Here is a 14687-nt window from a genome sequence, read left to right as displayed (position 1 = left end):
ATTAAATGCTTTGTGAAGAATGTGGCAAAAACCAATCGACAGTTCATATGACGAAAATAATCAATAATAAAGTTACAGAGTTACACTTATGCGAAGAATGTGCAAAAAAACATAAGCAATTTGATTTTGATGCGCCATTTTCTATACAGAATTTTTTGACAGGATTATTAGATAATATTCAAGATAGCCCTATGAAAGTTGATTATATAAAATCGGTTACTTGTGATAAATGCGGACTTACTTATGGGAAGTTTAGACAGATGGGTAAATTTGGATGCAGCAGCTGCTATAAATCGTTTAATGAAAAATTAGTTCCACTTTTTAAAAGGATACATGGACATGATACACATGTAGGTAAGGTACCTAAAAGAGCTGGTGGAACAATAAGAATAAGAAAAGAAATAAACAATCTCAAGGAGGAGCTTGAATTAGCTGTTAAGAACGAAAAATTTGAAGAAGCAGCTGAATTAAGAGACAAAATAAAAAGTCTTCAATCCGAATTAGAAAGTAATGAGGAGTGATTATATATGAGTAAGTGGTTAGAAGGTTCAGGTTCAGATAACGACATTGTCATAAGTAGTCGAATAAGGCTGGCAAGAAACATTGAGGATGTTAAGTTACCTCAATTCATGGATATTGATGAGGCAAAAAAACTAACTCATATGGTTGCTAATGCAGTAACTAATAATAGTTCTACACTATCAAAAGATTATGAACTCTATGAAATTGAAAAAATATCTCCTTTGGATAGAAGCGTATTAGTAGAACAACATTTAATAAGTCCAAGCTTACTCGAAAAACCTAAAATAAGCTCATTCTTATTAAAAAAAGATGAAAAGGTTACAATAATGGTTAACGAAGAGGATCATTTAAGAATACAAGTTCTTTTACCTGGATTAAATCTTGAACAAGGATGGAGTATTTGTAATAAAATAGACGACTTACTAGAGGAAAAATTGAAGTATGCTTTTGATGAGAGATTTGGATATTTAACTTGCTGTCCTACTAATGTAGGAACAGGGCTTAGAGCGTCAGTAATGGTTCATCTTCCATGTCTTGTTATAACAGGATATATCAATAAAGTATTACAGGCTGTCAGTCAGGTAGGACTTACAGTTAGAGGACTTTATGGTGAGGGAACAGGAGCATTAGGAAATATTTTTCAGATTTCTAATCAAACAACATTAGGAGAAAGTGAAGAAGAAATAATACAAAAGCTAAAAAGTATTGTATTACAAATAATAATGCAGGAGAGGGAAACAAGAAACAACTTGTTATCAAGTAAAAGATTAGAGGTAGAGGATAAAGTTTACAGGTCATTGGGAGTACTTCAAAATTCAAGAATTATGACTTCAAAAGAATCTATGAAATTATTATCTGATGTTCGTATGGGAATAGAAATGAATATTATAAAAGACATAGATATAAATGTTATAAATCATTTGCTGATTAATACACAACCAGCAGGCATTCAAAAGACTTCAGATAGCGAACTTACAACTATAGAGAGAGATGCTAAGAGAGCAGAAATAATTAGAGGAACGCTTAAGTTATAGGAGGGATGTACATGGCAATGTTCGGTAGATTTACTGAAAGAGCACAGCAAGTTATTTATTTTGCCCAAGAAGAAGCCCAGCTTCTAAAGCATAATTATGTAGGAACAGAACATCTTCTGTTAGGACTAGTTAGAGAAGGTGATGGCATTGCTGCAAAGGTATTATTAAATATGGGTGTAGATTTAGATAATGTTAGAAATAAAGTAATAAACCTTATAGGCTATGGCCAAGAGTCAGGTGAAGTATTAGGGTTTACTCCAAGAACAAAAAGAGTTTTTGAACTCAGTTTTATAGAAGCAAGAGATTTAGGGCATAATTATATTGGAACAGAACATATTCTTTTAGGATTAATAAAAGAAGGTGAAGGAGTGGCGGCAGTAATCCTAAAAGGGTCTGGAATAGATTTAGCAAAAACGAAAGAAGAGGTAGTTAACATGCTAAATAATAATTATAATAGACCTAATCAACCTAACTATAATAAGAGTGGAGATAAAACTCCTACATTAGATAAATTCGGAAGGGATTTAACTAAATTAGCTAATGAGGGAAAAATAGACCCTGTTATTGGAAGAAGTAAAGAAATTGAAAGGGTTGTTCAGGTGCTTAGTAGAAGAACCAAAAATAATCCATGTTTAATTGGTGAGCCAGGAGTAGGTAAAACCGCTGTGGCTGAAGGATTAGCCCAGAAGATCAATGAAGGTGAAATTCCAGAGATTTTGAAGGATAAAAGAGTAGTTACCCTTGATCTTGCTTCAATGGTTGCAGGAGCTAAATATAGAGGAGAATTTGAAGAAAGATTAAAGAAGGTGATGGAAGAGTTAAGGCAGTCAGGTAATGTGATTTTATTTATCGATGAGATGCATACTATTATTGGAGCTGGCGCCGCTGAGGGGGCAATAGATGCTTCGAATATACTAAAGCCTGCATTGGCAAGAGGAGAGATTCAGGCGATAGGAGCAACTACGATTGATGAATTTAGGAAACATATAGAAAAAGACCCTGCTTTAGAAAGAAGATTCCAGCCAATTATGGTAGAAGAACCAACTGTTGAAGATACTATAAAAATACTTGAAGGATTAAGAGATAAATATGAAGCACATCATAGAGTAAAAATAACAGACGAAGCGCTTAATGCAGCAGCTGAACTGTCTAGCAGATATATTACTGATAGATTTTTGCCCGATAAAGCAATAGACCTTATAGATGAAGCTGCATCAAGAGTAAGACTTCAATCAATTACAGCACCTAAAAATCTAAATGAATTAGAATCTAGGCTTGAAGAATTGTCACAGGAAAAAGAAGAAGCAATAAGTACGCAAAATTATGAAAAGGCAGCCAGGGTAAGAGACGAAGAAAAAAATGTAAAGGATGAGCTTGAAAGAAGACAAAAGGAATGGAAAAGGCTTAAGCAGTCTACATCTAATGAAGTTGGGTATGAAGAGATAGCTCATGTAGTGTCATCCTGGACTGGTATACCTGTGAAAAAACTTACAGTAGAAGAATCTGAAAGGTTATTAAACCTTGAAGAGATACTTCACAAGAGGGTAATAGGTCAAGAGCAAGCAGTCGAGTCTCTATCAAGAGCAGTTAGAAGAGCTAGAGTGGGTCTTAAGGATCCAAATAAGCCAATTGGTACTTTTATATTTGTGGGGCCAACAGGTGTAGGGAAGACATATCTTGCAAAGTCATTAGCAGAGTCGTTGTTTGGTGACGAAAATGCGATGATAAGAATTGATATGTCAGAATACATGGAAAAGCACTCTGTATCAAAGCTTGTTGGATCACCTCCGGGATATGTAGGCTATGACGAGGGCGGTCAATTAACTGAAAAGGTAAGAAGACGACCTTACTCGGTAATATTATTTGATGAAGTTGAAAAAGCCCATCCTGATGTATTTAATATATTATTACAATTACTAGATGATGGAAGGCTCACTGATTCAAAAGGTAGAATTGTAGACTTCAAGAATACGGTTGTAATAATGACATCAAATGTGGGAGCAACAACGATAAAAAAACAAAAAACATTGGGATTTGCAGCACCTAAAGATCATGAAAAAGCAGAATATGAAAAAATGAAGGATAATATTTCTGATGAGTTAAAAAGAACATTTAGACCAGAATTCTTAAATAGAATTGATGAAGTGATAGTATTTCATCCTTTAAGAGAAGAGCAAATCAACAAAATAGTTGATATAATGATTAAAGACTTGGAGAAGAAACTAGAAAAATTGAACATAAATATTAGTGTAACGGATAAAGCAAAGGAATATATAGGCAAAGAAGGCTTTGATCCTTCATTTGGCGCTAGACCTCTTGAAAGAGCTATAAGAAAACTTGTTGAGGATCAATTGTCGGAAGAAATGTTAAAGGGCAATATAAATAAAGATGATAAGATAGTAATAGACTTCAATGATGAGAAGCTTGTATTTAATAAAGCAGATAAGTAGTAAGGGTTCTTAATCCTTACTACTTTTTTTGAAAAAATAATTGCTGATGGAAAAGAATAAAAAAGTTTGATAATATTGTATAGAATAATAAGAGTCTACATAAATGAAGAGAGGAGATTACGAATGAAAAAGATTTTTGTTAATGAAATGGAATTAATAGTCGAAAATTATAATAGAGATTTTATTAAAAGCGAAGTAACTAGTAACAGAATAATTAGGATAAAATGTGAAACGAAAGTAAGAAATGATGATAATGAAAAATTAAAGCAAATACTTGAAGATAGTAGTTTTATGTTAAAAATCCCTGATGAAATGCTAGAGTTTAAAGCAAAAAAGGGAGAAATAACTTATAACTATACTGATGGGAACCCATTTAAAGACGAAAATGTTGAATATACTCATGTTTTGGAAATCATTGAATTTGAAGAACCTGAATCTATGCAAAGTGATGAGAAAACAGTGCCTAGTTCAGAAATGGAAATTCTAAAGAAAAAAGTATCTTTTTTAGAAAGAGTTTTGATTGAAAAAGGGATTATATCATTAGATGATATAGATAAAATGTTTACATAGATAATCAAAAAATGTACTACGAATTGATATATTGTTAATAATAAACTATAATAATTGACATGATAACAAATAATTATATTATAACCTATTATTGGGAGGTTATTTTATGGCAAAGCTAAAAAGTAAGTATGTATGCCAAGAATGTGGATATGAATCGCCTAAGTGGTTAGGAAAATGTCCTTCCTGTAACGAGTGGAATACATTTGCAGAAGAAGTATATGAAAAAAAAATAGGAAGAGTCATTTCACAAAGTCTTGTCGAAGCAAAGTTAGAAAAACTAGTTAACGTAAAGGTAATAGATGAAGAAAGAATTATTACTGATTTAGAAGAGCTTGATAGAGTACTTGGTGGAGGATTAGTTAAAGGTTCGTTGACTCTAGTCGGAGGAGATCCAGGTATAGGGAAATCTACTCTGCTAATACAAGTTGCTAATAACATTTCATGTAAAGGCTTAAAGGTTTTATATGCTTCAGGTGAAGAGTCTGCGAAACAAATAAAGCTTAGATCAGATAGATTAAGTGTAAAGGCTCAGGAATTATATATATTAGCTGAAACGAATATGGAAATAATAAATAATGCAATAGAAAACCTAAATCCTGACGTATTAATAATTGACTCTATCCAAACAGTTTATAGTCCTAATATTGAGTCAGCGCCTGGTAGTGTAAGTCAGGTTAGAGAGGTTACCTCTGCTCTGATGAAGTTATCTAAACCAAGGGATATGGCTACTTTTATTGTAGGACATGTCACAAAAGAAGGATCTATAGCTGGACCAAGGGTGCTTGAGCATATGGTAGATACAGTACTGTATTTTGAAGGGGAACGACATCATACTTATAGGATACTTAGAGGTGTAAAGAATAGATTTGGATCAACAAATGAAATAGGTGTTTTTGAAATGAGAGATGTTGGATTAGTGCAAGTAAAGAATCCTTCTGAAATGCTTTTAGCTGGAAGGCCAACGAATACGGCTGGCTCAGTAGTAGTCCCAAGTATGGAAGGTACACGTCCAATGCTAGTAGAAATTCAAGCTTTAGTAAGCTATACGGCATTTGGTATGCCCAGAAGAGTAGCTACTGGAATAGACTATAATAGAGCAGTTTTAATGATGGCTGTTTTAGAAAAAAAAGCAGGACTTCAGATGCAGAACTTTGACTCATATATAAATATAGTAGGTGGTATACAAACTAAAGAGCCTGCAATTGATTTAGGAATTATATGCTCTATTGCATCAAGCTTTAAAGACAAGGAAATAGATTCGAAGACTGTTGTTATGGGTGAAGTTGGACTTACTGGAGAACTTAGAACTATAAGCTTTATTGAGAGAAGACTGAGCGAAGCTGCCAAGTTAGGTTTCAAAACAGCTATAATACCAAAGTCAAACCTTAAAGGTTTAGATAAAATGGATAACATAAGGGTTATTGGTGTAGCTAACATAATAGATGCGTTAGATATTGCTTTAGGAGGGTAGGTTACTAAATGAAAGATGAAAATGTAAAAAAGGATGCTATATTAGAATCATTAAAAATTGTAGCTCCGGGGACATCGTTAAGAGAAGGGTTAGAAAATATTGTCAGGGCTAAGACGGGTGCACTTATTGTTGTTGGAGATAGCGATGATGTAATGAGTATTGTGGATGGAGGATTTAGTATAAACAGTGATTTTTCACCTGCCAATTTATACGAGTTGGCCAAGATGGATGGTGCAATAATATTGACTCATGATAACAAAAAAATTCTTTTTGCTAATGCTCAATTAGTTCCTGATCCATTCATCTCTTCGAAAGAGACTGGTATACGTCATAGAACAGCAGAAAGAGTAGCGAAGCAGACCAATGAGCTTGTAATCTCTATTTCTCAAAGAAGGAATGTTATTACTTTATACAAGGGTAACCATAAATACGTTTTAAAAGACACAAATGAAATATTGAATAAAGCAAATCAAGCTATACAGACCTTAGAAAAATATAAAGCGGTTTTAAATCAAGCTATGACTAATTTAAGTGCACTTGAGTTTGAAAATTTGGTAACAGTATTTGATGTAGTAAAAGTTTTACAAAGAACTGAGATGGTTATGAGAATTGCTACAGAAATAGAAAAATATATTCTAGAGTTAGGTAATGAAGGCAGACTCGTTGACATGCAGCTAGAAGAACTTACTGGAGACGCTGAAGAAGATGGCATAAATGTTATTAGGGATTATTATATTACAGTTGAAAATAGAAATCATGAAGATATAATTAAGCAGATAAAAGCTTTGTCATCTGAAGAATTATTAGATTTAACAATTATTGCAAAATTACTAGGGTATGATGATGGAATCAATTCGTTGGATTTAAACATATTTCCTAAGGGATATAGAATACTAAATAAAATCCCAAGACTCCCATTTAGTGTTTTAGAGAATGTAATAGGAATGTTTGGATCTTTTCAAGAAATACTTAAAGCTTCAATTTCTCAATTAGATGCAGTTGAAGGTATAGGTGAGATTAGAGCCAGGTCAATAAAAGAAGGATTAAGAAGATTTCAAGAGCAGTCATTATTAGATAGGCATATATAAAACGGGTCACAGATGACCCGTTTTATATATCATAAAAGCCTGTATATCCCCAATGTTTTAAGTTCTTTAAGTTCTTTTTCTATAATTTCATTTAGACTCAAGCCTAAAGTGTTGCACAAAGAAGCAATATAAAACATGTGGTTTCCTATTTCTTCCTCGATCTTTTCTTTACAGCTTTCACAGAGCTCACCTTCTACATGTGTTTTTAAATGGTTCTTAACCTCCTGTAGTGTCTCTTTATTGTACTCTTGCTTGCTAGCGTTTATTGAAATACAACCACACGATGTTGCAGATTTAACTACAGCTCTATTAACCCTAGAATTTGATTCCTCGAACTTTGAAATTATGTCTAATATACTTTTATGCCTAACTAACACATCAGATACTTTACTTTGAAAATTGTCACAGATTAAGTTGTTGTTCATTAAATCACCTCTATTCAAGTTCATATCTAATTTAATTATACTTATATTTATAACTTTTTGTCAATTTAAATTTAAGTTGACAAGCTTTTGATATCTGTGATAAAATAATTCGTTTGACAATCAGTGGTGTCTATTGTATACTATATATTAGAAGGTCATGTTTTATTTTAGGAGGTTTGCTTTATGTTTGATATAGGTGACAAAATAGTTTATCCTATGCATGGAGCAGGAATTATAGTAGCCATAGAAGAAAAAGAAATCCTAGGTAAAAAAAGAAAGTACTATATAATGAAAATGCCTATGGGTGACATGAAGGTTATGGTTCCAATTGATAGCATAGAAGACATCGGTATTAGAGAAGTCATTAATAATGAGGAGATTGAACAGGTACTAGCTGTTTTATCTGATAATAAGACAAAAATGCCACAAAACTGGAACAGAAGATACAGAGCTAATATGGATAAGATAAAAAGTGGAGATATATATGAAATAGCTAGTGTTGTTCGAAATCTTATAATAAGAGACAGAGAAAAAGGATTATCAACAGGAGAAAGAAAAATGCTCAATAATGCAAAACAAATGCTTGTTAGTGAAATTGTTCTTGCAAAAAGCATAGAGCAGATGGAAGCTGAAAACTTAATTAATGAAATGATTAAGTAGGCGTCTTTTTGATAGACGCTTGTTTTTTATGGGCATTTTTGGGTAACAGTATATTACAATTTGGTAACAATGCAATAACTTTGATATATTATATTGAAAAATGTGGTAAATTAGTTATAGAATATTGATATAATGGAAATAAATATAATAGGAGGTGATAATTAAATGGTTAATAAGATCAAAGTGATAAACAGAATTTTAAGAGGTTTTTTCACTTTGCTTGGTATGTCTCTAGGTATCGGAATAATGGCACTGCTAGAAGCTTCTGGACTGTTAATCTTTCTCGATAAAATTCATATAACGTCATACACATATATTGGAGTAGGCGTAATTTTTGGAATTATATTTTTTATAATATCTCCAAAAATAATGAAACTTGGCAGGAACTTAATTTATAGCGTAGAAGGAGAAATACAAAAAATTCCTGCTTCCGACATAATACTTGGTGCAGTAGGACTTATATTTGGTCTTCTCATTGCATATTTATTAAGTCAGTTATTACTTGCAATACCTTATGTAGGACTTATAATTTCAATCTTGTTCTATATACTTCTTGGGTATTTGGGAGTAATAATCCCTACTAAGAAAAGGGATGATTTTACAAATGCTTTAAGCATGATTAAGAAAAGTAGTAGCAAGGAAAAACCATCTAAGAGTACGTCAACTGTTAAACCTAAAATTTTAGATACTAGTGTTATAATAGATGGAAGAATAGCTGACTTGTGTAAAACAGGCTTTGTAGAAGGGCCTTTGGTGATACCAGAGTTTGTTCTTGAAGAGCTCCAAAGGATAGCAGACTCATCAGATGCTTTAAAAAGAAATAGAGGTAGAAGAGGACTTGACATACTAAACAAAATTCAGAAAGAACTAGATATTGAAGTTATAATACATGAAAAAGACTTTGAAGACATCGCTGAAGTAGATAGTAAGCTTTTAAAACTGTCTCAGTACCTTAAAGGCAAGGTTGTTACTAATGACTATAACTTGAATAAGGTAGCAGAGTTTCATGGAGTAGATGTCTTAAATATAAATGAATTAGCTAATGCTATAAAGCCAGTAGTATTACCAGGTGAAGAAATGCTTGTTCAGGTTATTAAGGATGGCAAAGAGTCTGGTCAAGGCGTAGCCTACTTAGACGACGGAACTATGATAGTTGTAGATGGAGGTAAAAAGCATATAGGAGAAACTATTGGAGTTTTAGTAACAAGTGTACTACAAACAGCTGCAGGAAGAATGATATTTGCAAAGCCAAAATCGATGGTTGATAAAGCAGTATAGCTGTACAATAGTTTAATATTGTATAATGGTATTATATAATGATATTAGGGCCCAACATTTGTTGGGTCTTTTATTCATACTAATTTCAGTTTAGATAATGTTTGTGAGGTGATAAAGTGGCGTATAATAACAAGTATGTTTCTGTTATAGTAGTTGCGGCTGGAATGGGCAAGAGAATGGGTGCAGAAATCAACAAGCAATATCTAATGTTAGAGAATAGACCAATACTAGCTCATACTATACAGAAATTTGAAGACAATGAATATATTGATGAAATCATAGTAGTAACAAGAGATGAAGAAAGAGAATATTGTAAAAGAGAAGTTGTTTGTAGGTATTCTTTTAATAAAGTTGTACATATAGTAGCTGGTGGCGAAGAAAGACAGGATTCGGTGTATAACGGGCTTATGCATGCAAATAAGTTATGTGATATAGTTTTAATACATGATGGAGTAAGACCATTTATAAAAAATGACGAGATTACAGAATGTATTAAAGCAGTCCTTGAATACGAGGCATGTGTAATAGGCGTACCTGTAAAAGATACTATAAAAGTAATAGATGATACCAATACTATCATAGATACGCCTGCTCGAAACACACTTTGGGCTGTGCACACTCCTCAAGCATTTGCATACAAATTAATAGTAAAAGCTCATGAAAATGCAAAAAAATATAAACAAAAAGCAACAGATGATAGTATGCTTGTTGAGAAGCTTGGACATAGTGTTAAGATGATAAGAGGCTCATACGAGAATATAAAGATAACTACTCCAGAGGATTTAAAGATAGCAGAGACTTTTAGTAAAGGAGAAAGAATATGAGAATTGGTATAGGGTATGATGTACATAAGCTAGTTGAAGGAAGAAAGCTTATATTAGGAGGAGCTGAAATCAGTCATGAAAAGGGTCTGCTAGGACATTCAGATGCTGATGTATTAGTCCATGCTGTAATGGATAGCATAATAGGAGCATTAGCATTAGGAGATATAGGGAAGCACTTCCCAGATACAGACAATAGCTACAAAGACATATCTAGTATGAAGCTACTTGAAAGAACTTGTGAGTTAATGATTGACAAAGGATATAGTATTGGGAACATAGACTGTGTTGTTGCAGCACAGAGACCAAAGCTTGCGCCATATATAGACCAAATGCGAGATAACATAGCGAGTGTTTTAAGGACATCTAAAGACAATATAAGTGTAAAAGCAACTACTACTGAAAAACTTGGATTTGAAGGAAGAGAAGAAGGAATATCATCACAAGCCGTGTGCATTTTGATAAAGAGGAATTAATTATCTAAAATTATCAGTTGTAAAATTATGTTTGACAAAAAAAATTTTTTTTAGTAATATTAATTTAAAATTGATGCAAAATAATATAAATGCTGTGAAGGGAAATAGTAGGTATTTATGGTCTTAAGAGAGGAAATCCATGGCTGAAAGATTTCTGACCCTATGAATATTGAACCTGTCCTAGAGCTTCTGGATTGAACGTCCAGACGGTTTTTCCGTTATAATGTCTAGAGTGGGCTATTTTATAGTCTATTAGGGTGGTACCGCGGATAACCTTCGTCCCTTGTTTGGGATGAAGGTTTTTATATTTTAAAAATAAAGTGTGAGGAGTGACAAAGCATGAAAATGTCAAAGCTATATATGCCAACGTTAAGAGAAGTACCTTCAGAGGCGGAACTTCCAAGCCATCAGCTTTTACTTAGAGCTGGGATGATAAGAAAGCTTGTATCAGGAGTTTACTCATATTTACCACTTGGATATAGAGTCATTAAAAAGATTGAGGATATCGTTAGAGAGGAAATGGATGCAATAGACTCTCAAGAATTATTGATGTCGGCTATTCAACCTGCAGAACTATGGCAAGAAAGTGGACGATGGGCTGATTTTGGTCCAGAAATGTTTAGATTACGTGACAGAAATGAAAGACAGTTTTGTTTAGGGCCAACACATGAAGAGATATTTACTGATCTCATAAGGCATGAGGTAAAATCATACAAACAGCTTCCTTTAAGCTTATACCAGATACAGACAAAATATAGAGATGAGAAGAGACCTAGATTTGGGCTTATGAGATGTAGAGAATTTATTATGAAAGACGCATACACATTTGATATTGATGAAGAGGGCATGAAAAAATCATATGAAGATATGTGGAAAGCATACGAGAAAATATTCACTAGATGTGGGTTGAGATTTAAAGTAGTTGAAGGTGATTCTGGTGCCATGGGAGGAAGCGATTCTCACGAGTTTATGGCTATGTCTGAGTTTGGAGAGAGTCAAATGGCATACTGTGATCACTGTAACTATGCTGCAACAGATGAAAAAGCTAAATGCATATATGAAGTAAAAGAAAATACTGGTGCTGGTGAAGAGCTCCAGAGTGAAAAGGTGCATACACCTAATATCAAGACTATAGAACAACTACATGAATTCTTTAATACATCTGCTGATAGATTTGTAAAGACATTAATTTACATGGCTAAAGATGAAGTTGTAGCTGTCTTAATACCAGGAGATAGAGAATTAAATGAAATAAAACTAGTAAAAGTACTTGGTATTCCAGAACATGAGCTTGTTATGGCAGATGCTGAAATAGTAAAAGAAGTAACGGGTGCAGAAGTTGGATTTGCAGGGCCAATTAGCTTTAAGAAAGATATAAGAGTATTAGTTGACTCGCGAGTGACAAAGATGAAAAACTTCATAATTGGTGCAAATGAAACTGACTATCACATCAAGAATGTAAACTATGGTAGAGACTTTACGGCAGAAGTTGTAGAAGATTTACTATTAGTTCAAGAGGGAGATATATGTCCTAAGTGTGGAAGCGCTCTTAAGATGGATAGAGGAGTAGAAGTAGGGAATATATTCCAGTTAGGAACAAAATATAGTGATGGATTAAATGCAACATTCCTTGACGAAAATGGTAAGGATAAGAAGATATTTATGGGATCACATGGCGTTGGAGTATCTAGAACAATGGCAGCAATAATCGAACAGTGCTACGACGAAAATGGTATTATATGGCCTCTATCAGTAGCTCCTTATCATGCTTTAGTTACAATAGTAAGCACTAAAAATGAAGAGCAATTAGCACTTGGTGAGAAGCTTTATGATGAATTAAAAAAAGCTGGTTTAGAGGTTTTGTTGGATGATAGAAATGAAAGACCAGGAGTAAAATTCAAAGATGCAGATTTGATAGGAGTGCCAATTAGAATTACAGTAGGAAGAAAAGCAAATGAAGAAATTGTTGAATTTTCACTTAGGAGAGAAGGAGAAAAATTAGAGATAAATGTAAGTGAAATCATGGATAGAATAAAGGCTGAGTTTGAAGCTCAAGGATTGGGTTTCTAAATAAAAGATAAATAGAAACCACTCGTACTTTTAAGCACGAGTGGTTTTGCATATACTTGACTTGTTTTGTAAAACATATTGTTATACAAGTGAGTATAGGAGGATTCAAATGGACAAAAACAAAAGAAAATTTTTTGATAATGGTAGGTTTAGATTTTTATCTATTACATGGTGGATTTTACATATAATTTTAGTTTTATTAGTTTTTTATTTAATTAGAGTTTTCTAATAGTTTGTGGTAATCATATATTTCTTGATACAATAAAAGATGTAATATATAATATACAGATAAATAAATGTTAGATAATTGAATCGGAGGGAGAAAAATGTCAGAGGTTAGAGTGAGGTTTGCGCCTAGTCCTACAGGATACTTACATTTAGGCAGTCTAAGAACTGCGCTATATAATTACTTATATGCAAGAAATATGGGTGGAAAATACTTCATAAGAGTTGAAGATACAGATCAAAGTAGATTTGTTGAGGACGCTATTGAAAACCTAGTAGAATCTTTAAAATGGGCTGGAGTGCTTCATGATGAAGGAGTATTTTCTGAAAATGGTAAAATAGTTCAAAAAGGTGAATATGGTCCATATATTCAATCCGAAAGACTTGATATATATAAAAAGTACATTAATGAACTTATAGAGAATGGTCATGCCTATTATTGTTTCTGCTCAAAGGATAGAATCGATAAAGTTAGAGAAGAGCAGAAGGCGCTGGGTGGAACACCAAGATATGATGGTTTTTGTAGAAGTATTGATATAGAAGAGGCTCAAAAAAGAATAGCAGCTGGAGAAGAATACACAATCAGATTAAGACTTCCTCAAAATAGAGATATCAAATTTCATGATATTATAAGAGGCGACATTGTAATCAATACAAATGATCTAGATGACCAAGTTTTAATTAAATCAGACGGATTTCCAACATATCATTTTGCAGTAGTAGTAGATGATCATCTTATGAAAACTACTCATATAATTAGAGGAGAAGAATGGCTTTCTTCAACACCTAAGCATGTTTATTTATTTGAAGCTTTTGGTTGGGAGTCTCCGACATATGTTCATCTACCGACAGTACTAGGAAAAGACAAGAAGAAGCTTAGTAAAAGACAAGGTGATGTATCCGTTGGAGATTTCATTGAAAAAGGATACTTACCTGAAGCTCTTGTAAATTATTTAGCTTTAGTAGGATGGAGTCCAGAAAAAAATCAAGAAATTTTTTCTATGGAAGAATTGATTAAGGAATTTTCCTTAGATAGAGTGTCCAATACAGGTGGAATATTTGACTATGATAAGCTTAATTGGATGAATGGTCAATACATTAGAAACAGCGACGTTGAAAGAATAACTAAACTATCTATACCTTATTTAATGAAGGCTGGTTTTATCACAGACGAAGATGTAAGAAATAGATATGACTGGATTAAAACAATAGTTTCTTCCATACAAGAAAAGATATCTGTTGTTGCAGAAGTTGTTGAAAAAGCTGAGTTTTTATTTGACAATGAAGTAAAACCTGAAAACGAAGAAACTCAAGAAATGCTTAAAGGTGATCAAGTATTATCGCTTCTTGAAGCATTTAAAGAGGAGCTTAACGAAATAGATCAAGTTGATGAAGAATTTTCTAATACAATTATGAAAAAGATACAAAAGAAGACTGGAGTTAAAGGGAAAAACTTATTTATGCCAGTAAGAGCAGCACTTTCTGGTCAACTACATGGACCAGATCTTGATAAAATTATTTTAATTTTAGGGAAACAAAACTTGCTTTCACGCATACAATATGTAGAAGAAAACTTAATATAAATACATTATTAGGT

At 33.0% G+C, this 14687-nt stretch carries 13 protein-coding genes and 1 other annotated feature; of the genes, 12 read left to right on the top strand and 1 reads right to left on the bottom strand.

Annotation, left to right across the window (positions count from 1 at the left end; genetic code table 11):
• Positions 1–5 precede the first annotated feature (5 nt).
• From HNR33_RS09955 to disA, 6 genes are all read left to right on the top strand, one after another.
• The gene (locus HNR33_RS09955) at positions 6–521 is read left to right on the top strand and encodes a UvrB/UvrC motif-containing protein (RefSeq protein WP_429082909.1); all 516 of its coding nucleotides are present in this window, start codon (positions 6–8) and stop codon (positions 519–521) included.
• A 6-nt stretch (positions 522–527) separates the two neighbouring features.
• Positions 528–1556, top strand: coding sequence for a protein arginine kinase (locus HNR33_RS09950; protein ID WP_429082907.1), 1029 nt, complete (start codon positions 528–530; stop codon positions 1554–1556).
• Positions 1557–1567: 11 nt separating this feature from the next.
• Positions 1568–4006 (top strand): ATP-dependent Clp protease ATP-binding subunit, encoded by a 2439-nt coding sequence (locus tag HNR33_RS09945; protein WP_429082905.1) that lies wholly within the window; start codon positions 1568–1570, stop codon positions 4004–4006.
• Between the two features lie 123 nt (positions 4007–4129).
• A complete protein-coding gene (locus tag HNR33_RS09940) occupies positions 4130–4576 on the top strand; it encodes a hypothetical protein (RefSeq protein WP_429082903.1) in 447 nt (148 codons plus the stop codon).
• A gap of 106 nt (positions 4577–4682) precedes the next feature.
• Positions 4683–6047 carry a DNA repair protein RadA gene (gene radA, locus HNR33_RS09935; protein WP_429082902.1) on the top strand — a complete coding sequence of 455 codons (1365 nt, stop codon included), beginning with the start codon at positions 4683–4685 and terminating at the stop codon, positions 6045–6047.
• Between the two features lie 8 nt (positions 6048–6055).
• Positions 6056–7135, top strand: coding sequence for a DNA integrity scanning diadenylate cyclase DisA (gene disA, locus HNR33_RS09930; RefSeq protein ID WP_429082900.1), 1080 nt, complete (start codon positions 6056–6058; stop codon positions 7133–7135).
• Positions 7136–7164: 29 nt separating this feature from the next.
• Here disA and HNR33_RS09925 read toward each other — a convergent pair whose 3' ends face one another.
• Entirely contained in the window at positions 7165–7560 is a 396-nt protein-coding gene (locus tag HNR33_RS09925; protein ID WP_429082898.1) for a nucleoside triphosphate pyrophosphohydrolase family protein, read from the bottom strand.
• A 183-nt stretch (positions 7561–7743) separates the two neighbouring features.
• On the opposite strand from HNR33_RS09925, the gene HNR33_RS09920 reads away from it, so the two are divergent.
• From HNR33_RS09920 to gltX, 6 genes are all read left to right on the top strand, one after another.
• On the top strand, positions 7744–8220 hold the full coding sequence (locus HNR33_RS09920; RefSeq protein ID WP_429082896.1) for a CarD family transcriptional regulator: 477 nt from the start codon (positions 7744–7746) through the stop codon (positions 8218–8220).
• Between the two features lie 165 nt (positions 8221–8385).
• A complete protein-coding gene (locus HNR33_RS09915) occupies positions 8386–9498 on the top strand; it encodes a PIN/TRAM domain-containing protein (protein WP_429082894.1) in 1113 nt (370 codons plus the stop codon).
• Between the two features lie 116 nt (positions 9499–9614).
• Entirely contained in the window at positions 9615–10322 is a 708-nt protein-coding gene (ispD, locus tag HNR33_RS09910; RefSeq protein WP_429082893.1) for a 2-C-methyl-D-erythritol 4-phosphate cytidylyltransferase, read from the top strand.
• Positions 10319–10795: a 2-C-methyl-D-erythritol 2,4-cyclodiphosphate synthase gene (gene ispF / locus HNR33_RS09905; RefSeq protein ID WP_429082891.1), complete on the top strand. Its 477-nt coding sequence runs from the start codon at positions 10319–10321 to the stop codon at positions 10793–10795. Before ispD ends, ispF begins: the two co-directional genes overlap by 4 nt.
• 85 nt (positions 10796–10880) lie before the next feature.
• Positions 10881–11082: a binding site (T-box leader), on the top strand.
• 52 nt (positions 11083–11134) lie between these two features.
• A complete protein-coding gene (locus HNR33_RS09900) occupies positions 11135–12865 on the top strand; it encodes a proline--tRNA ligase (RefSeq protein WP_429082889.1) in 1731 nt (576 codons plus the stop codon).
• Between the two features lie 326 nt (positions 12866–13191).
• The gene (gltX, locus tag HNR33_RS09895) at positions 13192–14673 is read left to right on the top strand and encodes a glutamate--tRNA ligase (protein ID WP_429082887.1); all 1482 of its coding nucleotides are present in this window, start codon (positions 13192–13194) and stop codon (positions 14671–14673) included.
• Positions 14674–14687: the final 14 nt, after the last annotated feature.

Origin of the sequence: Brassicibacter mesophilus (assembly GCF_050433385.1) — a bacterium.
Taxonomy (GTDB): Bacteria; Bacillota; Clostridia; order Tissierellales; family Proteiniboraceae; genus Brassicibacter; species Brassicibacter mesophilus.
Note: the sequence above shows the minus strand (reverse complement) of the source record. Positions and strands in the feature narration are given on the sequence as shown.

What these genes read in the sequence shown, in the direction of transcription:
- HNR33_RS09955 (WP_429082909.1), top strand. Translation starts at nt 6, where the DNA reads ATGCTTTGTGAAGAATGTGGCAAAAACCAATCGACAGTTCATATGACG.
- HNR33_RS09950 (WP_429082907.1), top strand. Translation starts at nt 528, where the DNA reads ATGAGTAAGTGGTTAGAAGGTTCAGGTTCAGATAACGACATTGTCATA.
- HNR33_RS09945 (WP_429082905.1), top strand. Translation starts at nt 1,568, where the DNA reads ATGGCAATGTTCGGTAGATTTACTGAAAGAGCACAGCAAGTTATTTAT.
- HNR33_RS09940 (WP_429082903.1), top strand. Translation starts at nt 4,130, where the DNA reads ATGAAAAAGATTTTTGTTAATGAAATGGAATTAATAGTCGAAAATTAT.
- radA (WP_429082902.1), top strand. Translation starts at nt 4,683, where the DNA reads ATGGCAAAGCTAAAAAGTAAGTATGTATGCCAAGAATGTGGATATGAA.
- disA (WP_429082900.1), top strand. Translation starts at nt 6,056, where the DNA reads ATGAAAGATGAAAATGTAAAAAAGGATGCTATATTAGAATCATTAAAA.
- HNR33_RS09925 (WP_429082898.1), bottom strand. Translation starts at nt 7,560, where the DNA reads ATGAACAACAACTTAATCTGTGACAATTTTCAAAGTAAAGTATCTGAT.
- HNR33_RS09920 (WP_429082896.1), top strand. Translation starts at nt 7,744, where the DNA reads ATGTTTGATATAGGTGACAAAATAGTTTATCCTATGCATGGAGCAGGA.
- HNR33_RS09915 (WP_429082894.1), top strand. Translation starts at nt 8,386, where the DNA reads ATGGTTAATAAGATCAAAGTGATAAACAGAATTTTAAGAGGTTTTTTC.
- ispF (WP_429082891.1), top strand. Translation starts at nt 10,319, where the DNA reads ATGAGAATTGGTATAGGGTATGATGTACATAAGCTAGTTGAAGGAAGA.
- HNR33_RS09900 (WP_429082889.1), top strand. Translation starts at nt 11,135, where the DNA reads ATGAAAATGTCAAAGCTATATATGCCAACGTTAAGAGAAGTACCTTCA.
- gltX (WP_429082887.1), top strand. Translation starts at nt 13,192, where the DNA reads ATGTCAGAGGTTAGAGTGAGGTTTGCGCCTAGTCCTACAGGATACTTA.